This window comes from Colwellia sp. MB3u-41 (genome assembly GCF_014076845.1).
Classification (GTDB): Bacteria; Pseudomonadota; Gammaproteobacteria; order Enterobacterales; family Alteromonadaceae; genus Colwellia_A.
The window spans coordinates 1-25,518 of record NZ_JACGUT010000079.1 but is presented as its reverse complement, the minus strand read 5'-3'; the positions used below and the strand labels follow the sequence as shown (position 1 = coordinate 25,518).

The 25,518-nt window shown below is 37.0% G+C and carries 19 protein-coding genes; 12 read left to right on the top strand and 7 right to left on the bottom strand.

Going from position 1 to position 25,518, the window contains the following annotated elements; all coding sequences use genetic code 11:
* Positions 1-27: 27 nt before the first annotated feature.
* The 5 genes from H4J73_RS11390 to H4J73_RS11370 all read left to right on the top strand — a co-directional run bounded on the left by H4J73_RS11390 (position 28) and on the right by H4J73_RS11370 (position 9,321).
* Complete coding sequence (locus H4J73_RS11390; protein WP_182180796.1) at positions 28-3,975, top strand: YhdP family protein; 3,948 nt, start codon at positions 28-30, stop codon at positions 3,973-3,975.
* Positions 3,968-4,822, top strand: a complete 855-nt coding sequence (locus tag H4J73_RS11385) for a carbon-nitrogen hydrolase family protein (protein ID WP_182180794.1) — start codon at positions 3,968-3,970, stop codon at positions 4,820-4,822. The genes H4J73_RS11390 and H4J73_RS11385 overlap by 8 nt, the downstream gene beginning before the upstream one ends.
* Before the next feature lie 9 nt (positions 4,823-4,831).
* Entirely contained in the window at positions 4,832-6,271 is a 1,440-nt protein-coding gene (tldD, locus tag H4J73_RS11380; protein ID WP_182180792.1) for a metalloprotease TldD, read from the top strand.
* A gap of 267 nt (positions 6,272-6,538) precedes the next feature.
* Positions 6,539-6,778, top strand: coding sequence for a hypothetical protein (locus H4J73_RS11375; protein ID WP_182223161.1), 240 nt, complete (start codon positions 6,539-6,541; stop codon positions 6,776-6,778).
* Between the two features lie 86 nt (positions 6,779-6,864).
* The gene (locus H4J73_RS11370; protein WP_182180789.1) at positions 6,865-9,321 is read left to right on the top strand and encodes a TonB-dependent receptor; all 2,457 of its coding nucleotides are present in this window, start codon (positions 6,865-6,867) and stop codon (positions 9,319-9,321) included.
* Positions 9,322-9,390: 69 nt separating this feature from the next.
* On the opposite strand, the gene H4J73_RS11365 is transcribed toward H4J73_RS11370, so the two are convergent.
* On the bottom strand, positions 9,391-10,221 hold the full coding sequence (locus H4J73_RS11365) for a S1 RNA-binding domain-containing protein (RefSeq protein WP_182180787.1): 831 nt from the start codon (positions 10,219-10,221) through the stop codon (positions 9,391-9,393).
* A gap of 69 nt (positions 10,222-10,290) precedes the next feature.
* On the bottom strand, positions 10,291-10,743 hold the full coding sequence (locus H4J73_RS11360) for a TerB family tellurite resistance protein (RefSeq protein ID WP_182180785.1): 453 nt from the start codon (positions 10,741-10,743) through the stop codon (positions 10,291-10,293).
* A 192-nt stretch (positions 10,744-10,935) separates the two neighbouring features.
* On the opposite strand from H4J73_RS11360, the gene nagX reads away from it, so the two are divergent.
* The 5 genes from nagX to H4J73_RS11335 all read left to right on the top strand — a co-directional run bounded on the left by nagX (position 10,936) and on the right by H4J73_RS11335 (position 17,683).
* A complete protein-coding gene (gene nagX / locus H4J73_RS11355; protein ID WP_182180784.1) occupies positions 10,936-12,087 on the top strand; it encodes a transmembrane glucosamine N-acetyltransferase NagX in 1,152 nt (383 codons plus the stop codon).
* A 266-nt stretch (positions 12,088-12,353) separates the two neighbouring features.
* Positions 12,354-13,553, top strand: a complete 1,200-nt coding sequence (locus tag H4J73_RS11350; protein ID WP_182180783.1) for an efflux RND transporter periplasmic adaptor subunit — start codon at positions 12,354-12,356, stop codon at positions 13,551-13,553.
* Positions 13,554-13,556: 3 nt separating this feature from the next.
* On the top strand, positions 13,557-16,697 hold the full coding sequence (locus H4J73_RS11345; RefSeq protein ID WP_182180827.1) for an efflux RND transporter permease subunit: 3,141 nt from the start codon (positions 13,557-13,559) through the stop codon (positions 16,695-16,697).
* A 168-nt stretch (positions 16,698-16,865) separates the two neighbouring features.
* A complete protein-coding gene (locus H4J73_RS11340) occupies positions 16,866-17,168 on the top strand; it encodes a hypothetical protein (RefSeq protein WP_182180782.1) in 303 nt (100 codons plus the stop codon).
* A gap of 95 nt (positions 17,169-17,263) precedes the next feature.
* Entirely contained in the window at positions 17,264-17,683 is a 420-nt protein-coding gene (locus H4J73_RS11335) for a hypothetical protein (protein WP_182180781.1), read from the top strand.
* A gap of 2 nt (positions 17,684-17,685) precedes the next feature.
* On the opposite strand, the gene H4J73_RS11330 is transcribed toward H4J73_RS11335, so the two are convergent.
* The 3 genes from H4J73_RS11330 to H4J73_RS11320 form a co-directional block, all read right to left on the bottom strand.
* Positions 17,686-18,213: a histidine phosphatase family protein gene (locus tag H4J73_RS11330; protein ID WP_182180780.1), complete on the bottom strand. Its 528-nt coding sequence runs from the start codon at positions 18,211-18,213 to the stop codon at positions 17,686-17,688.
* A gap of 42 nt (positions 18,214-18,255) precedes the next feature.
* Complete coding sequence (gene sthA / locus H4J73_RS11325) at positions 18,256-19,692, bottom strand: Si-specific NAD(P)(+) transhydrogenase (protein WP_220460071.1); 1,437 nt, start codon at positions 19,690-19,692, stop codon at positions 18,256-18,258.
* Positions 19,693-19,798: 106 nt separating this feature from the next.
* Positions 19,799-20,917 (bottom strand): fatty acid desaturase, encoded by a 1,119-nt coding sequence (locus H4J73_RS11320; protein ID WP_182180779.1) that lies wholly within the window; start codon positions 20,915-20,917, stop codon positions 19,799-19,801.
* Between the two features lie 229 nt (positions 20,918-21,146).
* On the opposite strand from H4J73_RS11320, the gene fabR reads away from it, so the two are divergent.
* Positions 21,147-21,770, top strand: a complete 624-nt coding sequence (fabR, locus tag H4J73_RS11315; RefSeq protein WP_182180777.1) for an HTH-type transcriptional repressor FabR — start codon at positions 21,147-21,149, stop codon at positions 21,768-21,770.
* On the opposite strand, the gene trmA is transcribed toward fabR, so the two are convergent.
* Entirely contained in the window at positions 21,767-22,873 is a 1,107-nt protein-coding gene (gene trmA, locus H4J73_RS11310) for a tRNA (uridine(54)-C5)-methyltransferase TrmA (RefSeq protein WP_182180775.1), read from the bottom strand. The two genes, fabR and trmA, sit on opposite strands and share 4 nt — an antisense overlap.
* Before the next feature lie 246 nt (positions 22,874-23,119).
* Between trmA and H4J73_RS11305 the strand changes: the two genes are divergently transcribed.
* Complete coding sequence (locus H4J73_RS11305) at positions 23,120-24,391, top strand: DUF5610 domain-containing protein (RefSeq protein ID WP_182180773.1); 1,272 nt, start codon at positions 23,120-23,122, stop codon at positions 24,389-24,391.
* Between the two features lie 78 nt (positions 24,392-24,469).
* Here the strand turns inward: H4J73_RS11305 and H4J73_RS11300 are convergent, their stop codons facing one another.
* A complete protein-coding gene (locus H4J73_RS11300; RefSeq protein ID WP_182180771.1) occupies positions 24,470-24,913 on the bottom strand; it encodes an RNA-binding protein in 444 nt (147 codons plus the stop codon).
* Between the last annotated feature and the right edge of the window lie 605 nt (positions 24,914-25,518).

Below are 25,518 nucleotides of genomic sequence, written 5' to 3'. Positions count from 1 at the left end.
TAATAGAGTATGTAGTAAATTCATTTTATGAGTATTTCAGCTGTTTCGAATCGTTGGTTAAATAGACTGTATAAAGTATTGGCAATATTGTTAGTACTTTTTGCCGTATTGATCAGTGCGTTTCGTATATCTCTACCGTATGCACATAATTTCCATCAAAACTTTCAACACTACCTTAATGAAACTTATGATACGCACATAACCATTGGCTCATTAGCCATGGAGTGGGGCGTTAATGGGCCGACAATCGTTGTTGAACAAGTTAATGTGCTTGATACTGAAACGGCTGATGTATTTGTTGCAAGCATGGAGTTAACGATTGATTTTTGGGGAAGCTTACGACATCAAAAGTTAATCACGCAAGATATAACATTAGTTGGGGCGCAAATCTTTTTTGATAAAATATTATTAGAAGAAAAAGATAACACCGCAGAAGATAGCTCACTTATCGAGACGATTACCGATGCTTTATTTCAGCAGATTAACCGTTTTACCCTGACAAATAGCAAAATCACCTTAAAAGATGAGGCGATAACCCGAACTTTTCTCGTTGACCAACTTGTTTGGGTGAACAGTGGCAACCGTCATCGTGCTACGGGCAGTATGCTAATTGATGGGTTAACGTCAAATAACATTAAATTTAACCTTGACGCTTCAGGGCAAAATCTTCGAGAGTTAAGTGGTCAGTTGTACTTTCAAGCAAACAAACTAAATGTTACTCCTTGGCTCGATAAAATATTTGCAATCGAAAATGAAAAAACATATTCATCCGTTAATTTTAGTGCTTGGTACACTCTAAACAAAGGTAAGGCTAATAAATTACAAATAGCGTTAGGTGACAATGAAGTGAGTTGGCTTTTCAATGATGAGCTGCACTCTATTCGTATAAACGAAGGCAATATACTTGTTGAGAATTTTGATGATACCAACAACATAACGACCACCACAACACCCCTACAATTTTATACGAATGACAGGGCCTGGCTGCCTTTGACCATAAGTACCCAAAGAACAACTAATGGTTTGCTGACTTACATTTCTTCGTTAGAGCTCTTTGGTTTAGCTGATCTTTATCCACTTTTTTCTGGGCATCCCGAAAGCCAAGTATTATTAAATAATTTGTCGCCAGTAGGTCAAATTAGTGACGTTTATTTACTGAAAAGTGATAATAATGATGATATTAAAGCTCTGGCACGATTTTCAGACGTTACTTCTTCATTTAGCCAAGGCATTCCGGGTATAGAAAATGTCAGTGGAGCACTTAGCTTTGCTCAACAAAATTTGCAGATTAAGCTGTTAGCAGAAAATGGCCAGCTCGATTTTGATAAACACTTTATCTATCCTATTCCCTATCAATCAATTGCTGCTCAAGTAAATGTGGACTTCGCCGCTGTTAACTTATCAGTGAAAGTTCAGCAAATTGAAATGATATCAAAGCAATTGCACGCCACCGCAGATATAGCAATTAAAGCACAAGACAATGAAGCCATTACGATGGCATTACTCGCGAATGTGCACCGTGGTGATGCTAAGCTTGCTGACTATTATTACCCTCATTTATTGATGGGAAACAATCTTGTTGACTATCTAAATGCAGCCATTATTGAAGGAGAGTTTGAACAAGCTCAGGTTCTTTTTAATGGCCCCTTAAATAAATTTCCTTTTAATGATAATAGTGGCATTTTTGTTGTTGATGCTGAATTAAAGAAGAGTAAATTTCAGTTTGACTCAAACTGGCCTGTGATTAATGACTTTTCTGCTAACTTAAATTTCACCAACAACAGTATGCTAATAACAGCTCGAGGTGGTGAACTCACGGGTATTGATGTTACGGGTGTTAAGGTTGCTATTGATGATTTAGAAGGTCAGCAAATATTGACGGTTGCAGCGAAATTTAAAGATACCCAACCCAGTGCAGTAAGTGACTTAATGAATAATAGTCCGCTGGTTAAAACGGTGGGAGAAACCCTAAACCAGTTACAAGTATCACAAAAAATTTCGGGTAGCTTTGCGCTAAATCTACCTTTGAATGATCTCGACAGTGTTGTGGCTAGTGGTAAAGTTGAATTTAAAAATAATCAATTAGCCCTACAAGCGCCCGCCATGAACTTTACCGAAGTTAATGGCGAGTTAACTTACAAAAATGATGTTATAAATACCGCAGGCTTAACGTTAAATTGGCGCGAAATGCCTTTAGCCTTATCGATAGAAGCAAATAACAACCACAGTGAATACTATCAAACATTGATTAACTTACAAGCGAAATGGCCTGAATCTTCTTGGAAAAAAGAGCTACCTGAAATACTGAAAAAGTATGGAAGCGGACAGTTAGATTGGCAAGGTGACTTAAGCCTTAGAATGTATCGCCAAGGTGGTATTACCTATGAGTTACTGCTTGATTCAACTTTTGATAAATTAACTTTTTCATTGCCGTCCCCCTATAAAAAAATAGCTGGAGAAGCCGTTAATCTGCTCGTAAATGTATCTGGTCAGAAAAATTTATCAGTCATTAATGCTCAAATAGGTAAAGAGCTGAATTTTTATGGAGAATTAAATCATCGTAAAGTGCAATTTAATAAGGCACATTTAGTACTCGGTAATGAAAATATGCTGTTGCCTACCGAAGGTTTCCATATAACCACTAATTTGTTTACGGCATCGGTGACTGAATGGCAGCCGTTAATTTTAGATATTCTTGATGCAATAGCGCAAGTGCCGGCGAATACACAAGAAAACAGTGTTGCGCTGTTAAGTGCACCTAAACGTATCCGTGGTCAGGTTGCGAAACTTGATGTGTTAGGGCAGGAATTGACCGACGTGTCTTTTAATTTACTTGATAATGAACAATGGTGGTTACTTGAGTTACAAGCCAGAGAAGCGCGAGTTAAAGCTAAATTTTATCCTGACTGGCATCAGCAAGGCATAGATATTGATGCTGACTTCATTCATTTAGCCGTCGAAGATGAACTTGCAACGCAAACCGCTATTCAACAATCATTAGAAGAGAGTCTCAGCAACGATATTATTTTTGCTAACATTCCACCTATTCGTGCAAAATGTACCAGTTGTACCTATGGACGTTTTGATTTCGGTGACGTTGATTTTTCGATTGAACGATCCACTGCCGATACCTTAGCCATAAAGAAATTTACGGCTAAACGGGGTAAAACACAATTAAACTTTGATGCAAGCTGGCAACACAGTAAAGATATTTCGCAAACAAACATTACAGGTCAGCTGCAAGCTAAAAACTTTGATCGTGAAATGGAAAAATTAGGTTACCCTTCAACCATCAAAGATAGTGAGTTAGACTTAGATTATGCAGTTAATTGGACGGGTAGCCCTTTCGATTTCAAATTAGAAAATTTTAATGGTATTAGCAACGTTGAACTCTCTGATGGGTATTTAGCAGAAGTGCCTGATTCAGCTAGAGCCTTCTCATTACTGAGCTTACAGTCACTGGTACGTAAATTGAAGTTCGATTTTCGAGATATTTTTAGTGATGGTATGTTTTATGATTCCATTAAAGGTAATTTTGAAGTTAAAAACGGTGTGATTTATACTGATAATACCTTTATGAAAGGTGCAGCAGGCGATTTGTCTATTAAAGGTAATACCGACTTAAATGATCAGGTATTAGATTATAAAATGTCTTATAAACCTAATTTAACGTCAAGCTTACCTGCAATTGCTTGGATCGCAACATTAAACCCGCTGACCTTTATTGGCGCACTGGCCCTCGATGGTGTTATTACTTCTCAAGTTGTTTCTGAATATAAAATTGAAGTTACAGGGCCGATAGAGTTACCTGTAATCAAAGTTGTTGATAAGAAAACTCAAAATATTAAAGTGGGTCGTTCAACTCCCCCTGAAATTATTGAGACCATACCTCAAAAAAATAATAATCCCTCTGTTGATTTTGGGAATAAAGATAAGGGTATTAAAGATCACAAGGAAATCAACTTAGATGGTTAGATTGACGGCAATACAACTATGCTCAGTGCCTAATGTTGAAGAAAACCTTGTGATTATTGATGCTGAACTAGCACGCTTAGCACCGCATTCAGCCAATGATGAACATATTGTTGTGTTACCCGAGTGTTGCTTGTTTTTTGGAGGAAAAGACGCGGAGCAGTTAAGTGTGTCGAAACTCTTATTAAAAGACAAACTTGCGCAATTGGCTAAAAAATATAAAGTGTTTTTAGTCGCCGGCAGTATTCCTCTGGTCACTTCACCCAAAATTGAAGACAAGTTTACGAACAGTAGTTGTATTTTTTCACCACAAGGTGAAGAATTAATACAGTACGATAAAATACATTTATTCGATGTGAATGTTGAAGATAGCGAAAAAAGTTATCGAGAATCTCGCTATACTCAAGCAGGTCATAAAATTTGTTGCTTGAAAAGTAAAACGGTCAATATTGGCTTAACAATATGCTATGACTTAAGATTTCCTGAGCTTTATCGTCAGCTTCAGCAATTGGGTGCTGATATTATTACAGTTCCCAGTGCGTTCACTGCGGTTACGGGTAAAGCACATTGGCAAATATTATTACAAGCACGTGCTATTGAAAATCAAGTATATATTGTCGCTGCAGGTCAACAGGGTATTCACTGTAATGGTCGAGAAACATGGGGCCACAGTATGATTATCAGTCCTTGGGGGGAAATACTCACTTGTTTAGAGCAAGGTATTGGTAGCATTAGTATTGAATTTTCTCGAGAAGCACTAGAGAAAGTAAGAAAAGCAATGCCTGTTATCGAACATAATCAATTTGAAAACACATTAAAAACTCCAAAATTAAATAAATTAATACGATAAGTGAAAAATATGAATAGTGTTGAGCGTGAACTTTTAGCAGATAGTCAAATTGACCGAGATCTTTTAGATCAAACGTTAAACAATATATATCAACGTAAAATTGATTTAGCGGACTTATATTTTCAGTCAAGTAGCCATGAATCATGGATGTTAGAAGACGGCATAGTCAAAGAAGGCTCTTACAATATTGAACGTGGCGTTGGGGTACGGGCAATATCAGGTGAAAAAACAGGTTTTGCATATTCTGATGACATATCTCCAATGGCTTTACAAAAAGCAGCCGACGCAGCTAAAGGTATTGCTAATGCAGAACAGAATGGTCGAGTACTTGCTTTTAAAAGCCAAGCGGTTAAATCAGTTTATCAAGATATTGATCCTTTAGGCAGTTTAGCGCAAGAACAAAAAATCACCTTGATGCATGAAGTTGAAGCCCATGCACGTTCGATTGATAAACGTGTTCAGCAAGTTATTGTAAGCTTATCGGGCGTTTATGAAAAAATACTTGTTGCGGCTAGTGATGGAACCTTTGCGACAGATATACGCCCACTGGTTCGCTTAAATTGTTCAGTACTCGTTGAAGATAATGGTAAACGTGAACGGGGCAGTGCAGGTGGTGGTGCTCGTACAGATTATAGCTATTTCTTTGAGCTTGAAAATGGTAAAGCGCGTTATTTAGCTTATGCAGAAGAAGCGGTTCGTCAAGCCTTAGTCAATGTTGTGGCAATAGAATCGCCGGCCGGTATGTTACCTGTGGTACTTGGCTCGGGTTGGCCGGGTGTTTTATTGCATGAAGCGGTTGGGCACGGTTTAGAAGGCGATTTTAATCGTAAAGGCTCATCGGCATTTTCAGGAAGAATCGGTCAAAAAGTAACCTCTGATTTATGCACTATTGTTGATGACGGTACTATTGCTAACCGTCGTGGTTCAATTTCAATTGATGATGAAGGAACACCCGGACAATACAATGTGTTGATCGAAAAAGGTATTCTTAAAGGCTATATGCAAGACAAGCATAATGCGAAGTTGATGGGCGTCGCGCCTACAGGTAATGGTCGCCGTGAGTCTTATGCGCATTTACCTATGCCAAGAATGACTAATACTTATATGTTGGCAGGTGAACACGACCCGAAAGATATCATTAAGTCTGTAAAAAGAGGCATCTATGCGCCGCACTTTGCGGGTGGTCAGGTTGATATTACCTCTGGAAAATTTGTTTTCACCAGCTCTGAAGCTTACCTTATTGAAAATGGTGAAATTACCTCGCCAATTAAAGGTGCTACGTTAATTGGTAGTGGTCCTGAAGCGATGAAGAATGTCAGTATGGTCGGTAATGACCTAAAACTTGATGCAGGTGTTGGTGTCTGTGGTAAAGACGGGCAAAGTGTTCCTGTTGGTGTTGGACAACCTACGTTAAAAATTGACGGAATGACGGTTGGTGGTACGCAGTAACTTACACTCAATAAAGTGATTAGTGATATAAAGTCACCGGCAATAGGTAATGTATATTGTCGATGACTTTTTTATGCTGCGCTGTAGGATAAAAACACGATTTTTTTGCTATAAATCGGGATATTAATAACAAGAAGTACTATTTCTTATTGCAGGGATTGAAATAACCTATCAATTGTTATAATGTAACAACCTATGCGTAGTAATTACTTTTTATTTACACAGTTTTTTTCACAGCGTCGGCAATCAATAATAAGTTTATTGATCATGTCTGCATTTCTGTGCGCCACGCTTAGTCATAGTTCGCATGGTGAATTAATACCTGATAATGTTGAATTACAGCAATGTAAACTGTGTCAGCATAACATTGATACGCCAAAGAATAATATCACCTTAAAACGGGTTAACGTCAGTAATTATCAACAATTCACGCAAACGTTAATTATAGTTAATCGTTACACGCCATTTTATTTGATACCACAGTTACGTGCCCCCCCTATTCAATAGATAAAAATAAACACAGTTCAAAAATAAACAATTTAGGAAATTAGCTTAATCGCTAATCTCCTTTAGATCTATCTATTGGAAAAAAAATGAAATCAATTTATATCAATAAAATTGCACCTTTGTGTGCCTTATCATTATTAATGGTCGGCGCTGCCAGCCATGCGCAACAGTTTTCAGGCGTAGTACTTGATGCCGATGGCAACAGGATTGCGAAAGCTAAAGTTTCTTTGGTTAATACTAAATATAAAGTAGTTACTGACGAAAAAGGCCAATTTACTTTTAGTGACGTTGGTGTTGGTAAAGTAGAAGTTCATGTTAGCGCTAAAAACTTTAGTCATATCAACGAGTATTTCACCATTACCGATAAAGACATGACCGAGGTGAAAATTTCACTGCGGGCTACTGTTATGGAAGTGGTCGATGTTTATGCTACACCTTTGCATTCATCGAGTATTGAGTCAGCATTGCCGGTGAATGTTATTTCAGGTGACGACTTGCGCTTAAAGCAAGCATCTACTTTAGGTGAAACACTGAAAAATGAAGTCGGAGTTCATTCAAGTTATTTTGGCCCAGTTGCAAGTAGTCCGATAATACGCGGTATGGACGGACCAAGAGTGTTGATCACGCAAAATGGTTTAGACGTAGGAGATGCTTCGCGTGTTGGACCTGACCACGCGGTTGCAGCCGAAGCTGGTACAGCACAGCAGGTAGAAGTTTTACGTGGGCCTTCAACACTCTTTTATGGCAGTGGCGCGATTGGTGGTGTGGTGAATGTTGTTGATAATAGAATACCAAAAACCATTGATAATCAGGTTGACTATTTACTTAAACACAATGATGTTGCTGATGAAAGTGAAGCGACGTTAAGTATTAATACCGGTTACAAAAGTTTAGCCTTACACCTTGATGCTTTTTGGCGTGAATCAAATGATTACAAGATCCCAGGCTATGCGACTGCAGCAGAAGACCATGATGAGCATGAAGAAGATCATGATGAACATGAAGGCGAAGAAACTAAAGGTATTCTAGAGAACAGTGCCTCGAAGTCATCAGGTTTTACCGTTGGTTCAAGTTATTTGTTTGACGCAGGATATATTGGTGTTTCGTATGGACGAATGGAAAGAACTTACGGTATTCCTGGGCATTCAGAACACGGTGATGAAGAACATGAAGAAACAGGAACTGAAATCAGTGAAGAAGGCGCTGTTTTTGGTGATTTAGTACAAGACAGATATCAACTATTGAGTGAAATTAGTTTTGAAGACAGTTTTATTAATCGCTTGATTAGTAAAGCTGCTTACACAGATTACCAACATCAAGAAATTGAAGGAGGTGAAGTAGGTACTCAATTTAATAATGAGATGTTAGAAACACGCTTTGATCTTTACCATCAAGCTGTTGACGGTTGGAAAGGTGCATGGACATTACATTATAAAGAGAATGATTTTAAAGCGATTGGAGAAGAAGCATTCACCCCTCCTTCGAATACAGAATCTATTGCCGTTGCTTGGCTTGAAGAAAAACATGTAGACAATGTCTTGTGGCAAGTTGGGGTACGGGTTGAGCATGTAGAACTGAGTGCGAGTGGCGCTGTAGATTTGCATGATGAACATGATGATGAACTCGACAACCATAACGAAGCAGCGGTTTATTTTGATAAGCAAAGCTTTACGCCTATAAGTGCGTCTTTAGGCGCTGTATGGGAATACTCAACGGGTTATAATTTAGGATTCTCTGCTGCGTTTTCTCAGCGAGCACCTTCAGCGAGTGAATTGTTTTCGAACGGTGCTCATATAGGTACAAGTACTTATGAAGTCGGGGCATTATTTACTGTGCATGAGGAAAGTCATGAAGAACACCATGAGCTACATGTAGACTTGTCTGACCAAAATGTTGAGTTAGAGACGGCTTATAATCTAGATCTCACGTGGAGAAAGTTTGAAGGGGACTTTGGTTTCGTTGCCAGTGCTTTTTATAATCATATTGACGATTATTATTACCAAGCGAATACCGGATTATTCGCAGAAGACGGACATGATAGTCACGATGAAGCTGTTGAGGATGACCACGCAGACGAAAGTGAAGGTTTACCTGTTTATGTATTTCAACAAAATAATGTTGTGATGTATGGCGTAGAAGCTGAGTTGTTTTATCAGTTAACGCCAACGCTTAAAGCAACGGTATTTACGGATTATATCCGCGCAAAGCTTACAGATAATGACAACAATAACTTACCAAGAATTCCTCCGATGCGTGTTGGTGGTCAATTTAACTATGTTACTGACAAATATTCTGCTGAGCTAAGTGCTACTCATTACTTTGAACAATCAGATACGGCTGAATTAGAAAGTAAAACAAGCGGTTACACTATGATTGATGCTAACATTAATTTTTTCATTGATGGACTGGGCGACGATATGGTGGCATTTTTGAAAGTGAATAATATAACAGACGAAGAAGCACGAGTGCATACGTCATTTCTTAAAAATGTTTCACCATTACCTGCAAGAGGGTTTACGGTAGGTATTCGAGGGAGTTTCTAAGAAGTAAAACAGTAACTTTGTAGGTGAGGTTGAAACCTCATCTACAAATTATTAATCATATTAAAATATTTATTTAAGTCGAAGACCACTTTTTTCAATAGTAATTTTATCTTTCTTCAGTAAGTTTCCAACAGTAGCTTTAAAAGTTTTTTTGCTAACACCTAAAATACGCTGAATGAGTTCAGGCGAACTTTTGTCATGCAATGGACTAAAACCGTCGTTTTCTGCAATATGTGCCAATAATTTATCGGCGAAATCGTTTACTTTCCCTTCACCTGAACGAGAGAGTGACAAATCAATACGGCCGTCTTCACGTATATTTTTAATATAACCGTCAATAATTTTACCAACGCGTAGTGGCTGAAAAATCTCATTGTCGTAAAGCAAGCCCCAATGTTTATCGTTGATTATTGCTTTAAAACCCAGGTCAGTTTTTCCACCAATCATCAATTTAACTTTATCCCACTTTTGGTAATCAGCAGGCCAAATATCAATATATTTGTCGAGTTTACTTGAAGCGGCAATGCGGTCTGTTGTGGTATCAAGGAAAATGCGTACTAAATAATATTTCCCTTCTTCCATCGCGGTGTGTTGTTGGTTGAAAGGAACAAGTAAGTCTTTAGGTAAACCCCAGTCAAGAAAAGCACCCATTTTATTTAACTGCTTAACTTTTAATGAAACAAACTCATCAACTTGACCCAATGGTTTATCGGTTGTGGCAACGATGCGCTCAGCAGAGTCGAGATAAATGAAGACAGTAATCTTATCTTCTACTTTACAATTTTCAGGAACAAAACGGTTTGGTAACAATACTTCACCGAGTTCCCCACCACCTAAATAAGCACCTTTATCGGTGACTGCAACTACAGAAAGGGTATTATATTTACCAATATCGGCCATTTGAATTTACCAAGAAAATTAATATGAAATCTTAAACGCTATAATAACGCATATCAAAAATGAAAGATGTTATTTTCTTGGTTTGGTTTGAATATATTCAGCGTGGCGTAGCTGAAGTAAATCGCCGATTTTACGGATAACATGCTCTTCAATACTTACCAGTTCACCATCAGCATAAGCCATTTTCCACAAATGCTCGACCATTGTTATGCGTTGCTCAATGGAAAAGTGTTGATTGATTTTTGAGGTGTATCGATAAAAATCAGTTGCTTGTTCACTTTGCATTAATGCTTCGTCAATAACTTGCTTAACTTCTTCTTCATTTAAATTAAACTGTTCGACCAATAAGATAGCCAGCTTAGCTTGCTCATGTTGATCAAAGTGTCCGTCAGCACGCATAACCTCACATAAAAGTACAGCACAGGCTAGCTCTATAGTAACCTCGTTAGCATTGTCTTTTGTGGCGTTGTCTGCTAAATCATTAGCTAGATTTTGAAAAAATGAACTGATTTTAGTAAGCATCTACATTCCTTAAGTTAAGACCATCATTTTATTGTTACGCTCGGCAATAAAGAAAACAAGTAGATAATGATTATATTTGATAACAAATTGTGTCTAATTGCTATTTCATCTTGGTAATATTATGATGCAAATAAATATGACAGCGCTGTCTTTTGTGGGGCGTTAAAAATAGTGTTAATTAAAGGTCTAAAAATGGTGAGTGAACAATACTTAAAAATTCAAAAAACAAAAGTAAAGAATAAAAGGCTACTCTCTATTGATGCTTTACGTGGCTTTGATATGTTTTGGATTTTGGGTGCAGAAAGCTTATTTGCCGGATTGTTCATACTAACCGGTTGGCCTATTCTAGCGATATTTGCCGAGCAAATGGAACACAGTCTTTGGCACGGATTTCGTGCTTATGATTTAATATTTCCACTCTTCATTTTTTTATCGGGTGTTAGCTTAGGTATTGCAGCAAAGCCCTTATCAAGTTATGAACCAGAGCAAGCAAAATCAATTTTACATCATGGTATTAAGCGTTTATTGCTGTTAATAATTTTTGGTATCTTATACAACCATGGCTGGGGCAACGGTATCCCTGCATCACTTGATGGCATTCGTTATGTTAGCGTTTTGGGGCGTATAGGTATTGCTTGGTTTGTGGCTGCTATGTTGGTTTGGTATGCGAGTGAAAAAACACAATGGTTAGTCGCAGGCGTTCTTTTAATAGGGTATTGGCTACTCTTAAATTTTGTTACTTTGGGTGGTTATGGAGGGGGCGATTTTTCAGCCAACGGTGCATTGAACGCTTGGTTTGATCAAAATTTATTACCCGGTATAACTTATCAAGAAATGGCTATTGACCCCGAAGGCATACTCTCTAACGTTACCTCTATAGTAAATGCACTAGCCGGTGTATTCATTGGTCGTTATATGATAAAAAATATATCATCTCCTAAAGAACTATTAATTGGCTTGCCTATTATGGGTTTATCTGTTTTAGCGTTAGGTTACTTATGGGGAATCTTTTTCCCTATTAACAAAATATTATGGACAAGTTCATTTACGTTAGTGACTATTGGCTACAGTATACTTTTACTCACCTTCTTTTATTGGCTTATTGATGTATTAGATTTTACCTTATGGGCTAAATTTTTCGCGGTTATCGGTACAAACTCAATCATCGCTTATTTAGGTTCAAGCATCATTGATTGGCAATATACGTTACAAAGTATTTTTGGTGGCATTATCAATATTTTGCCTGTTGGTTGGCACCACTTTATGATTTTTAGTGGAATGGTGTTTCTTCAGTGGTTAGTCCTTTATTGGCTATATCGAAGAAATATTTTTATAAAAGTATAAATATTGGTTAAAAGTACTAATAGTTCAAAAGGCTGATTTTTAAGTGCAGCCTTTTTTTTTCTCTATGAATAAAAATAAAGTAGGTAAGTTATTGTTATAAATTATTATTTTAATTTTTATGAATGTTTGTATTCTTAATCCATTATTTCGGCTCGTATCTTGTAACAAGGATTTACAACTTAATTGCTTGTATAGACCATTAATTAGTTACTCTATATACAATTAAAAGAATTATTGTATTTGATCACATTTATGAGGACATAACAGTGATACGTAAAAAACAAATTATCATCCCTATTGCCATTCTAATCGTTGGCTTCTTATTGCTTTTTGGCCTTTCAAGTATGAAGAAGCCACCAGAAGAAAAAGCTGAAGTTGACAATAGGCCCATCGTAGCCGTTGAAAAAATTCATATTGCGCCAATGGACCTTACCGTTAATTCATATGGTGTTGTTCAACCTAAATATGAAACTGAATTGGTGGCACAAGTTAGCGGTGAAGTCATTGAATTGGCGGATGTTTTTGTACGTGGAGGTTTTGTTGCTAAAAATCAATTGCTTGCACGTATTGATCCAAATGATTATCAAGCTGCACTTATTGATGCTGAAGCGACCATGGCTTCGGCACGTGCTTCTCTTGAAACAGAGCGTGCCCAAGGTCAAGTGGCGGAACGTGAATGGAAGCGAATTACAGATACGTCTCCTACCGAACTTAGTTTGCGTAAACCACAATTAGCACAGGAACTTGCTCATGTTAAATCAGCGCAGGCTTCAGTACTTCTTGCAAAGCGTAATTTAGAGCGTACCGAAATTAGAGCGCCGTATGATGCAATGATTGCAAGCCGTACGATTGGTTTAGGATCTTTTGTTGGTACGGGTAGTAAAGTCGGTAAATTATTCGGGACAGGTGTTGCTGAAGTTCGTTTACCCGTTGCAGATAATCAGCTGCAGTTTTTAGTCTCGCAAGGTGAAGACGCTCAGGTTAATTTGATTGGCACTTATGCAGGTAAAAATATAATTTGGCAAGCAAGGATCGTACGCAGTGAAGGTGTTGTTGATAACAAAAGCCGTATGAGCTATTTAGTTGCTGAAGTTCAAGACCCCTATGGCTTAAAAACTAAAAAAGAAACACTCAAGCATACTCCCATTCGCTTTGGCTCTTATGTTACAGCAGAAATCTTTGGTGTTAGCCTTAAAGGTGTAACCTTACTTCCCCGATACCTTGTTACCAATGGTCGCGTTGCTATTTTAGGGGCTGACTCAACATTGCACTATGTCGATATTACTATTGCTCGCGAGGACGGTTCGAATATGATCGTCACTGATGGTTTGAATGAAGGTGATCAAATCATTGTTTCAGCATTAGACTATCCGATTGACGGTATGGAATTAGCCTTACAAGGTAGTAAAAATCAAGTAACTACTGAAGAAGCTCCTGAAACACAAATCGCAAGCACTAAGGACTAGATGATGGATGATACCAATAAAGGCTTAATTGCTTGGTTCGCCCGTAATAGTGTGGCGGCAAACTTATTGATGATATTTATTTTAGTGGGTGGTTTTTTTACCATTAGCACTATTAATAAACAAATGTTCCCACAAATTAATATCAATTGGATCTCCTATACTGCGCCTTACCCCGGGGCTGCGCCTCAAGAAGTTGAAGAAGGTATAACGATTAAAGTTGAAGAAGCTTTGGAAACAGTTCAGGGTTTAAAGCGCGTAATTACCTATTCAAACCGTAATTTTTCAAATGGTTGGTTTGAAGTTGACCTTGATTATGATCCGCAAATTGTTTTAGAAGAAGTTAAATCAGCTATCGATTCTATTTCTAGTTTCCCTGATGGCATGGAGCGTATTAAAGTTGAGCGTGAAAAGTTTCGCCAAGAAGTGATGTACATCAGTCTGTATGGCGACTTAACCAATGGTGAGCTGAAAGAGTTAGGACAAAAAGTTCATAACGAAATTCAACAGCTGCCTTTTATTAACATTTCAGAATTATACAGTGGGCTAGACTACGAAATATCCATTGAGGTGAGTAAAGATAAGTTACGCGAATATGATTTAAGTTTTAGCGATATTGCTCAAGCGGTGCGTGGTTATTCACGTAATATGTCTGCAGGACAAATTCGTGCAGAAAATGGCTATATTAACTTACGTGTTGAGAACCAAGCTTATCGGGGACATGAGTTTGAGCAAATACCTGTTGTTACCTTAGCTGATGGTACTAAAGTTTTATTAGGCCAAATTGCTACAGTTATTGATGGTTTTAAAGAAGGCTTACAGTATTCAAAATTTAATGGTGAAAACTCAGTCACTATTTTTATTGGCGCGGCCAATAATCAAAGTATTACTGATGTTGCAGAAGTCATTAAAAAGTATGTTGATGACAAAGCGAAGATACTTCCTGAAGGCGTTAAGTTAGAAACTTGGGTTGATATGACCTACTATCTTGAAGGTCGCTTAACGATGATGATAGACAACATGAAAAGTGGAGCAATATTAGTTTTTATAATGTTAGCGCTATTTTTACGTGTTCGTTTAGCTTTCTGGGTAATGATGGGTTTACCCGTTTGTTTCCTCGGTACTTTATTTCTTATGCCATTAGAGTTTATCAATATCACTATTAATGTTATTAGCTTGTTTGCCTTTATTTTAGTGTTAGGTATTGTTGTTGATGACGCCATTGTTATGGGTGAGAGTGCTCATGAAGAAATAGAACAGAATGGCCATAGTACTGAAAATGTTATTCGTGGTGTCCAACGTGTTGCTATGCCAGCGACCTTTGGTGTATTGACAACTATTGCTGTATTCCTGCCTTTTCTGTTTGGTGAAGGCCCTTCCGCTGCGTTTTTTAAAGCGATTGGCTCAGTCGTGATCCTTTGTTTAATTTTTTCTTTAATTGAGTCAAAGCTTATTTTACCCGCACATTTGGTAAAAATGAAAATTAAGGCTTTTAATCCTAAAAATCCAGTCGATATATTACGTCGGTGGATTGATACCAAACTAAAAAACTTTATTGATAATATTTATCGACCCGCGTTAATCACTTTTATTAGCTATCGTTACGCGGTATTAATGTTTTTTATTAGTCTAATGCTAATTTGTGCGGGATTGTTTAATGGCGGTTTTGTTCGCTCCGTTGGTCAAGCTAAGATCCCACATGATTTTCCTCGTATTAATGTTGAAATGAATGTTGATGCCTCAGAAAAGGCGACCTTGCAAACCTTGTTAAATATTCAAGGTGTTATTAATACCATTGATAAAGAGATTGAAGCGAAATACGGGCAGTCAATGATCTCTGATATGCAGGTTGATTTACGCAGCCGAACCAGTGGTCAATTGATGGTTAAATTAGTGATACCTGAATTACGGCCCATGAATACTTTTGAACTGGCTGACTTATGGCGCGCGGCTATTCCTAATTATCCCGGTGTAAAATCGTTTACTATTGGTGATAACTTATTTGGCTCCGGTCGAGATGATGGCGATATTGCCTTTAGATTAGAAAGTAAAGACGATGCACAATTACTCGCCGCATCGAGAGAGTTAAAAACTAAACTTAACTCTTTAAAAGGTATTGGCGACGTTAATGATAGTCGTCAAACCAGTGCCAAAGAAGTTCAATTTGAATTGAAGCCATTAGCTTATAGTTTAGGCTTAACTTTAGCCGATATTGCTTCACAAGTGAGCTACAGTTTTTATGGTCTAGAAGCACAGCGTATTTTACGTGACAGCGAAGAGGTGAAGGTGATGATCCGTTACCCACTTGATCAACGAAGCTCTGTTGGCCATGTCGATGATGTTATGATAAAAACAGCTAATGGTGCTGAATTACCTTTGTCAGAACTGGCAAATATTACCCTACAAGAGGGGGTTACACGTATTCGTCGTGAAAATGGTAATCGGACCATTAACGTTTGGGCAAGTGTCGATGCTGAGCAAGTTGAGCCATTTAAAGTTGCTAATGATATTAAAGACAACTTTATTCCCGAACTGTTAAGAAAATTTCCAAAAGTTCAAAGCGAATTGTCGGGCAGTATTCAAGAAGAAATAGATGGTCTAAATAGTCAGATACGTGATGGTGCTATCTCGTTTCTGATTGTATTCTCACTATTGGCAATACCGTTGAAATCTTATTCGCAAGCGGCGATGATTATGGTGGTGATTCCTTTTGGAGTTATTGGCTCTGTGTTTGGTCATTTTATCTTAGATATGGACTTAAGTGCATTATCTCTTATGGGAATATTAGCGGCGTCTGGTGTGGTCGTTAATGACTCCTTAGTCATGGTTGACTATGTTAACAATGCCAGGAAATCAGGCGTTAAACTAAAAGATGCAGTAATACATGCTGGTACTAAACGCTTTAGAGCTATTATGCTAACGTCATTAACAACCTTTATTGGTTTAGTACCTATTATCTTTTTTGAAGTCAGCGCGCAAGCACAAATTGTTATTCCAATGGCCATATCTTTAGCATTTGGCGTATTATTTGCAACTATCGTCACACTGGTACTGATCCCAAGTTTATACCTTATTATTGAAGATATGAAAAAGGTATTTAAGCGTAAGAAAAAGCAGCCACAACTTGAAAAAGTATTAGCGACTTAGGCGTTTTCTTCTCTCAAAGCCATTACCTTGTAATGGCTTTTTTATTTGCTTAATTGAGTTTCTATGAAAATAACTTCAGGCAAGCCAGATAAGAAAAGGTATCGTTAACAATAATAGCTGACTATAATGGCGTTAACTGCTAACAAAAAATGAAATAAAACCACCACTATGAAACATATTTATCTTTTTTCAACGCTTGCGCTAATGACAATAACAGGGTGTTCGACCACTGAAAAGGCTTGTGAAGATGTAACAATTGCCAGTGAAGAAATTAAAATTTGCCAGTCATTGCAACGCCAAATCACTAACGCTAAAGGTCATCCTGTTATACGTACTGAATTAGAACGTCGTTTTCAAGTGGATTGCATTGATGTTCGTTATTATCGTAATGATAAGCAGAAGGCTATTTGTGGCAATAAGCATAAAATTGACGAAATAATAGATGCTGAAAAAGAAGAATCTAAGCAATAACCACTCATCAGCGTAATCATAAAAGTAAGCCCTAAGAATTGCTTTTCTTTATCGCCAATTCTCTAATTAACATGATCAATTTAAGGATGTGCAGTATGTTTAAACAAATGACTTGTGTTGTTTTATCTGTTGGTATTTTGATGTCATGCCAGCAAAAATCAACTAATCCAATAGATAAGTCGGCTCAATTAGACGTTGTTGCCAAATCAGAGGTTTCTAAAGTGTCAGTCAAACCCTCTCAAACTAAAGTTGACCTGAAACAGCTGTCATTTACAGCAACAGTAAAATATATGAATTTGGAAGGCGGTTTCTTTGGTTTAGTATCCAAAGAAGGTAAGCATTGGTTGCCGATGAACTTAAATAAAGAATTTCAGCAAGATGGTGCTGTTATTAAAGTGAGAGGAAATGCGCTAACGGGTATGATGACGACTCAACAATGGGGAACACCTTTTTCAATTAAGCACATTGAGTTAATTCGCGCGGGTCGAAAAGGCACTGCAGATAATTTATTATAGTTTTATTTGCAAACGAGAGGTTGCATTAACAAGGTTAGTTGAGGGTTTTTGTTTGAAACACTAATTTGATATATGCTTCGATATTGTTTTTCTGTCATCGGTAATACTGATATTTGGCTTATTAATTCAGCCAATTGTGGTGTGGTGTTACTATGGCCGAAGACAACCGTGTTTTCTTTCTCTTTCATTAGTTGCCGGGCAAGTTGTTCTAACTTGTTTGGGGCATAGTTCTTTATTGCAAGCTTTTGTTGTTGTGCCAGCGGAGCAGCCGTTGCCATAGTGCGCTGGTAGCGCGTACTGTATATTTTTTTTACTTTTGCATGCTCTAAAATACTGGCCAGTTGCCTAGCACGAAACTTCCCACATTGTGTTAGTCCTGGATCGTCTTGATCTGTTTTCTGTTCAGCATGGCGAATCAAATAAAGACTATAGCTCTTCTCTTCACTTTTTTGATGCTTTTTTTCCGCAGCTTGAACCATAAAAAAAGGTATGCCGATAAAAATAAATAACGCTAAAATTAATTTATTCATTCGTAACATACCTTTCTTATTCGTTAATTTAGTACTTATTATTTAAAATAAACGGTTCAAACCATTTAGCGCTGCAACACGAAATGCTTCAGCCATTGTTGGGTAATTGAACGTAGTGTTAACAAAGTATTCAATCGTATTACCCCCATTGGTTTGTTGCATAATAGCTTGACCAATATGAATTATTTCAGCAGCATTTTCACCAAAACAATGAATACCTAATATTTCTTTGGTTTCCCGATGAAAAAGCACTTTCAATGAACCCACTAAACTATTTGATATCTGTGCTCTGGCTAAATGTTTGAATTGAGCACGACCTACTTCATAAGGAATTTTTGCAGCGGTAAGTTCTTGTTCTGTTTTACCCACTGAGCTTATTTCTGGTATGGTATAGATACCGGTAGGAATATCAGCAATAAGTTTTGCGGTACTGTGATGATCTATCATCGCTGAAGCGGCTAGTCGGCCTTGGTCATAAGCGGCACTAGCTAAGCTAGGATAACCAATAACATCACCGACAGCATAGATATTATCTACACTGGTTTGGTATTGATTATTGACTTTAAGCTGCCCACGACCATCGGCTGTTAGTCCTGCATTTTCAACTTTTAAGTCTGCAGTATTACCGGTACGTCCGTTAGCAAATAATAAACAGTCAGCACGCATTTTTTTACCCGACGCTAAATGAACAACGACAGAATCATCAGATGCTTCAACACTTTCAATAGCTTCTCCATGGCGAATAACAACACCATTATTCCATAAGTGATAACTAAGAGAATCAGACATCTCAGCATCTAAAAATGATAATAATCTATCGCGTGTATTAATTAAGTCAACCTTGACTCCAAGTCCCCTAAATATCGATGCGTACTCAGAGCCAATAACTCCTGCACCATAAATAATGATAGAACGGGGATCATGCTTGAGTGATAAAATAGTATCCGAGTCATAAACCCGAGGATGATTGAAATCAATATCACTTGGTCTATAGGGATGTGAACCTGTAGCAATAACAATTTGTTTTGCGGTTATTTGCTCAACAGAACCATCACTTTTAATTATTCTAAGCGTATGCGCATCTATAAATGAAGCTTCTCCGGCAACCAGTTCAACGCGGTTACGGTCATAAAAACCACTGCGTAATTGGACTTGCTTGCGAATGACGGATGATGCGTGTTTGAGGATAGCAGGAAATGTTAAATGCTTTGCTTTTTCATGACCTCTGAAAAGCGGGCTGGCATTATATTCAATGAGTCGGCTAACACTTTGTCTTAAAGCTTTTGAGGGAATAGTTCCCCAATGCGTACAGCCACCACCAACGTCTTTATAGCGTTCTACAATGGCAACACGTTTTTCTTTTTTAGAGAGTTCCATGGCAGTGCCTTCGCCACCAGGACCCGTACCAATAATGATTGCATCGTAATCGTAATCATTGATGATTTTTATCGTTGTTTTAGCTTTGTTTTTGGTTGCCAAAATCTTACCTTAAATTCCTACTAGGATTAAAAATTTTAGCAGGAATTTAGACGTCTGACTATGTAAAAGCGTGATCTACACTGTAATACTTAAATAGAAGAAAGTTTTATGCAAGCTGTGTTAATAAACGTTGAAAATGTTGTTGCTGGTCAGCAAGGTGCTGTTTAAACTCTTGATACTGCGCAGCTAACTCCGAACTTTCAACATCAGCAATTAATTTATCACGTTTACTGGCAAGTAATTTTTTACGAACATCATAATAGTCATTAATTCTAGCAATTAATAAATCATACTCTTGCTGAAGCTTTTCACGCATCTGTTCGGCATTTGGGTGAGCTAGGAGCTTCTTTTGGCTACGCTTAAGCACCATTGCTAATCGAGCTTTCTCAATTTTATCATCTGGATAGGTACGAAGTTTTGAAGTTAACTTTAAAAATTCACAGCCTTTAATTAACCATTTAGTGGGATCAAATTGCCACCAACGAATACCATTACGATAATCATTTTCAAAAATATGATGGTAATTGTGGTAGCCCTCACCAAAGGTCAAAAATGCAAGAAAACCATTGTCTCGAGCGCTATTTCTTTCGGTGTAAGTTTGTTTACCCCAAATGTGCGCTAAAGAATTAATAAAGAAAGTTGTATGGTGGTTCAAAACCAAACGTAGGAAACCCACTAAAAGCAAGCTGCTTATAATGTCTCCATGCCATAAGCCAAATACTATGGGCATACCAAAGTTCATCAGTATTGTTAGTAATAAGTAGTTTCTGTGCTGCCACATGACTATAGGGTCTTTTTGCAAATCACGGGTGTTGTCGTAATTAGCATATCGATGTGCTTGATACTCTCGTAGCATCCAGCCTATGTGAGAATACCAAAAGCCCCTTTTTGCGGAATAAGGATCCTTTTCATTATTATCAACATGCTTATGATGAATTCTATGATCTGATGACCAATGTAAAATACTATTTTGTAAAGCGAATGCACCACCGAGTGCAAAGATAAAACGCAAAGACCAATGCGCTTGATACGTTTTATGTGACCATAAACGATGATAACCGGCAGTAATCGACATACCACAATAAATAAAGCAGCAGAATGCAACCGTAAGCTCAGTGTTATCAAAGCCGTGTGTTATTGCTCTATATGGAACAGCTATTGCTGCTACTAAAAAGGTAATTAAAAACACACTAAAATTTAGCCAAACGATTTTAGGTTTGTTCATGTAATAAAAATTCCATCTGTAAAAAAACGAACACTGAATTAAAATTTTCAGTGTACACGTGTACACTATTTTAACTTTGATGACTTTGCAGTCAAGGTAATTTTTATTATAATTTTAATTACCAAGTAATATTACCTTCTTTATAAAACAATATTAGTGATCAAGTTTCTAGTAAATAGATGAGAATTCAGTATGATAAGGTTAAGCTAAAGAATAGGTTAATTAAGCAATGAGTGGCATTAGAGCACAGCAAAAAGAAAAAACACGTCGACAATTAATTGATGCAGCTTTAGGGCAGCTTAGCAGCGAACGGAGCTTTTCTAGTTTGAGCTTACGCGAAGTCGCTAAAGAAGCAGGTTTAGCTCCAACCTCATTCTATCGACACTTCTCTGACATGAACGAATTAGGTTTAACACTGGTAGATGAAGCAGGCCTAACTCTACGTCAGTTAATGCGACAAGCGAGACAGCGTATTGAAAAAGGAGGCTCTGTTATTCAAATTTCTGTCGTTACTTTTATGGAATTTATTGAAAGTAACGGTAATATATTTCGCTTATTATTACGAGAGCGCTCAGGTACGTCAGCTGCTTTTCGAGCTGCAGTAAACCGAGAAGTCCGTTATTTCACTTTAGAGTTATGCGATTATTTACAGCAAGCAAATAAATTAAACGCAGATGTGGCTTTTTTGCAAGCTGATGCTGCTGTTACTATTGTATTCAGTGCTGGCTCTGATGCTTTAGATGTCGATAAAGACGATCGTCAGCAGATCGCACTACGAACAATACAACAATTACGCTTTATTGCTCGCGGTGCTGCAGAATTTAGCAACCGAGGTTTAAAAAGTAAAACCTAATCAATTAATTTTTTACGCGATAAAATAACGCCGGTTTCAACATGGTGTGTGTAAGGAAATTGATCAAATAATGCAAATTTTTCAATGTTATGTGTTTTTACTAGTTCAGTGAGGTTATCTTTTAAGGTATCAGGGTTACATGAAATATAAACAATACGTTCAAATCGACTCACTAACTCAACACTGTCAGGGTCAAGCCCCGCTCTTGGAGGATCAACTAAAACGGTATCGTAATTATAACTTTTTAGATCAAAGTCTTCTAAACGACGAAATTCACGTTCACCGTTCATCGCTTGACTAAAATCTTCACTCGACATTCTTATAATATCAACATTGCTTAGCTGGTTAGCAGCAATATTATTTTGTGCTGATTTTACTGATGTTTTTGATATTTCTGTGCCTAACACACGATCAAAATTTTCAGCTAATGCGATGCTAAAGTTACCATTGCCACAATAAAGTTCGATTAAATCACCACCAATATTTTGAGTGCCTTGCTTTGCCCAAAGTAACATCTGCTCATTAACGTGACCATTGGGTTGAGTAAAACTATTTTCTACTTGCTCGTAGATATAAGTTTTATCACCAACAGTTAGGCGCTCAGTGACAAAATCTTTATTAAGAATAAATTTTTGCTTCTTGGCTCTACCAATAATGTCAACAGGGGCGATTGCCGAAAGTGTTGCTTTTAACATAGCGGCATCAGTCAGCCACTGCTCATCTAATTGTCGGTGATATAATAAGCTAATTAATAACTCTCCACTTAGAGTTGATAAAAAGTCAACTTGAAACAGCCTATGACGAAGTGAAGGTTTATCTTTAATTTCATCAAGCAAGGCTTTCATTGCCTGATTGATTAACTCACTAGCAACAGGGAAATTATCTACTCGATATTTTTCTTTTGTTTCACTATTAAACATAATGTAAAACAAGTCATCACCATCGTGCCAAAGCCTAAATTCTGCTCTTAATCTATAATTTATAGGCTCTGATCGAAAAACATCAAAGCTAGGCAAGTCAAATTCACTAAACAATTTAGCGATATCATCCTGTTTATTTTCAAGTTGTTTATCATAAAATTGAGGTGCGATGTGACTAAACATATATAAGCCTTAAACATAGAAATAATTAAACGACATTATACTCAATATTAGCGAGTATTATAGAAGCGCTGAGTTTAGCGACTGTGATTACTTTGTCTAGTCATTTGTCTATAATTTTATTGGTGTGATGGGCTCAAGATTAAAGGTTTATCTGTAAATGCCGATATTATAACCATATTAAATTTAAGGATCTGTAGATCTTTAATTGTGTTTAGTTAACCTTTAATTAGATACCGGAGTATTGTAATGAATAAAATTGATAATCAAACAACTTTGCCAAATTACAAAGGGCAAAGATATCAAGCGGAACACATGAAAAACGAAGCGGTTAAAAAGCATATACCAGCAGAGTCTTTCGATAATTTAGCACTAAGAAATCGTGCTTCTATTACTATGAAAATTATATTTCAGTCAGTTTCTAGTCATATATCGGCAAAGTTTGAAAAATTTAATTATACACAACCCAATAAAAATGTTGTTCAGAGCAATATAATAGCTAAAGAACCATTAATTAACAGTGAATCTTCATCTGCTATTTTTGATTTTGAAGCGGTTGCTCGAACGGTTATGGACTTTGTCGGTGGCAGTATTCTTGCTGCGCAAGCTAATGGTGCGAGTGATGATGAATTAAAAGAAATGTTTGAGCAAGGACGAGCAGGAGCTAACTTAGGTATTGATCAAGCGATGGGTGATTTAAAAGATCTATCAATATTTGATGATGAATTAGGTCAAGGTATTGAAAAAAGCCGCGACCTTATTAATAAGAATATTGATGACTTATATAAAAAGATATTTCCTGCAGAGAAAAATTCAAAGAGTAATATAGATATAGAGAGTCCAAAAATTAGAAACGCAGCATTAAACAGCGAACTTTATGTAAGTAACTCAAAAAAGAGTGATCTTAGTATTACGACCACTGACGGTGATATTGTTTCAATATCATTTAGCGAATTACAAGAGTACGGCAATAAAAAAAGTGCTCGGCACCAAGAGAGTAACAGAGGCGTTTCAGAGAACTATACTATGGTAAGTAGCGAGTATAATGAGGTGAATTTTTCCTACAGTGTTGATGGTGATCTCGATGATGAAGAGAAAGCGGCCATTGAAGCATTAATAAAAGATGTAAACTCACTACAGAAAGATTTTTTCAGTGGTAATGTTGTTCAAGCCTTCGAAAAATCGGTTGAACTCGGTTTTGATAATGACCAAATAGCTAACTTTAGTATGGACATGCAACAAACTAAAACAAGTTATGTTAGTCAAAGTTATACAGAAATAGCTGAGTTTGGCGAGAGAGATTTACCAAGCGTTAATAAAGAACTGAGACCCTTAATTGATTTTTTAGGTCAATTTAAACAACTTCAAGAGGCAGCAAACACCCTTTTATCAAAAAAAGAGGATGCTTTTGGCCAACTACTAGATGCGGTGTTTAAGGCTGAATTTGGCGAAAATAAAGAAGTCAAAGACAAGTTTAATAAAGTGATTGATACAATTAAGCCAGATAATAAAAGTAAGTAAGCGTTATCATTGTTTTTAATCGATAAAAAAACCCACTTTAAAGCGGGTTTTATCATTAAAGATTAAAAAGCGGTAATGTTATTCTTCTTCGGCATTTTTTTCTGGACGTTCCTTCGCTTCACGCACTTTTAACGTGCGCTGTTGAAACTCAGTATCATTGAGTGATGAAACAGCTGCATCAGCTGCATCGGCAGACATTTCAACAAAACCAAAACCACGACGTTTACCGGTGTGCTTGTCTTTCATTAAACGAACAGAATGAACTTGGCCGTGTTCAGAGAATAATTCTCTAATCGATGACTCATTTGCTCTATAGGGTAAATTCCCTACATATAGTGTTTTTACTTCTTCATCAGCACTTTCTGCTGAACTTGATGTACCAATAAGAGGAGCAATAAAAGCACTAACTAAAACTAGTACAGCTGTTATAACTGGTGTGTTGCCTATAAACGTTGATAAAAAGTAAGCAATTACAGTAAATATTACTGCGACGATAAATGTTAACCTTTGAGGAGACTTCATATATGAATACCTAATTATTATTTTAAATTCTAAATTAAAAAACTAAATTGCTGTTGCGATGCTATTAGCTTTGAATATTGTGCAAAAGTTGTAAAAAAGATAAGTGTCATTTATATGTAAATAACACCTTACTTATATTAAGCAAAAATTAAAAAGTTTACTACACTAAATAAACATATTAATTAAAAGCACTATTTTAACGTTCAACTTACTCTCATTAATAGACTATTAAATTAAGTACCGCAAAAAATTTAAACGATCAGAGAGTATATTACTCATATTGTCTTTATTTACAGCAAACAAACTAAAAGATGAAAATAGAGCTTGATCCTTTTTAGAAAATGTCTAGAATGCGCTCCAGTTCCAAGGGGGTCAGTTAAAACGAACCACGAAAGAGCTGTTTTGATAAGTTAACTACATAGCTTTAGGGTTTATTCGTTAATTTAACGTTTTAAAAATAGAGTTTGAATATTCGAAAGAAACTTCAAATTAAATTAAATAAAACGTTGACATCGAAACAGAGTTGCGTAGAATACGCATCTCGCTTCAGGCAAGGCCTGTAGCAACGAAGCAAAGCGAATGAGATTTTGTTTCGGTTAACTCTT

Excerpts from the sequence above, each read along its gene's own strand:
- H4J73_RS11390 (WP_182180796.1), top strand. The coding sequence starts at position 28 with ATGAGTATTTCAGCTGTTTCGAATCGTTGGTTAAATAGACTGTATAAA.
- H4J73_RS11385 (WP_182180794.1), top strand. The coding sequence starts at position 3,968 with ATGGTTAGATTGACGGCAATACAACTATGCTCAGTGCCTAATGTTGAA.
- tldD (WP_182180792.1), top strand. The coding sequence starts at position 4,832 with ATGAATAGTGTTGAGCGTGAACTTTTAGCAGATAGTCAAATTGACCGA.
- H4J73_RS11375 (WP_182223161.1), top strand. The coding sequence starts at position 6,539 with ATGTCTGCATTTCTGTGCGCCACGCTTAGTCATAGTTCGCATGGTGAA.
- H4J73_RS11370 (WP_182180789.1), top strand. The coding sequence starts at position 6,865 with ATGAAATCAATTTATATCAATAAAATTGCACCTTTGTGTGCCTTATCA.
- H4J73_RS11365 (WP_182180787.1), bottom strand. The coding sequence starts at position 10,221 with ATGGCCGATATTGGTAAATATAATACCCTTTCTGTAGTTGCAGTCACC.
- H4J73_RS11360 (WP_182180785.1), bottom strand. The coding sequence starts at position 10,743 with ATGCTTACTAAAATCAGTTCATTTTTTCAAAATCTAGCTAATGATTTA.
- nagX (WP_182180784.1), top strand. The coding sequence starts at position 10,936 with ATGGTGAGTGAACAATACTTAAAAATTCAAAAAACAAAAGTAAAGAAT.
- H4J73_RS11345 (WP_182180827.1), top strand. The coding sequence starts at position 13,557 with ATGGATGATACCAATAAAGGCTTAATTGCTTGGTTCGCCCGTAATAGT.
- H4J73_RS11340 (WP_182180782.1), top strand. The coding sequence starts at position 16,866 with ATGAAACATATTTATCTTTTTTCAACGCTTGCGCTAATGACAATAACA.
- H4J73_RS11335 (WP_182180781.1), top strand. The coding sequence starts at position 17,264 with ATGTTTAAACAAATGACTTGTGTTGTTTTATCTGTTGGTATTTTGATG.
- H4J73_RS11330 (WP_182180780.1), bottom strand. The coding sequence starts at position 18,213 with ATGAATAAATTAATTTTAGCGTTATTTATTTTTATCGGCATACCTTTT.
- H4J73_RS11320 (WP_182180779.1), bottom strand. The coding sequence starts at position 20,917 with ATGAACAAACCTAAAATCGTTTGGCTAAATTTTAGTGTGTTTTTAATT.
- fabR (WP_182180777.1), top strand. The coding sequence starts at position 21,147 with ATGAGTGGCATTAGAGCACAGCAAAAAGAAAAAACACGTCGACAATTA.
- trmA (WP_182180775.1), bottom strand. The coding sequence starts at position 22,873 with ATGTTTAGTCACATCGCACCTCAATTTTATGATAAACAACTTGAAAAT.
- H4J73_RS11305 (WP_182180773.1), top strand. The coding sequence starts at position 23,120 with ATGAATAAAATTGATAATCAAACAACTTTGCCAAATTACAAAGGGCAA.
- H4J73_RS11300 (WP_182180771.1), bottom strand. The coding sequence starts at position 24,913 with ATGAAGTCTCCTCAAAGGTTAACATTTATCGTCGCAGTAATATTTACT.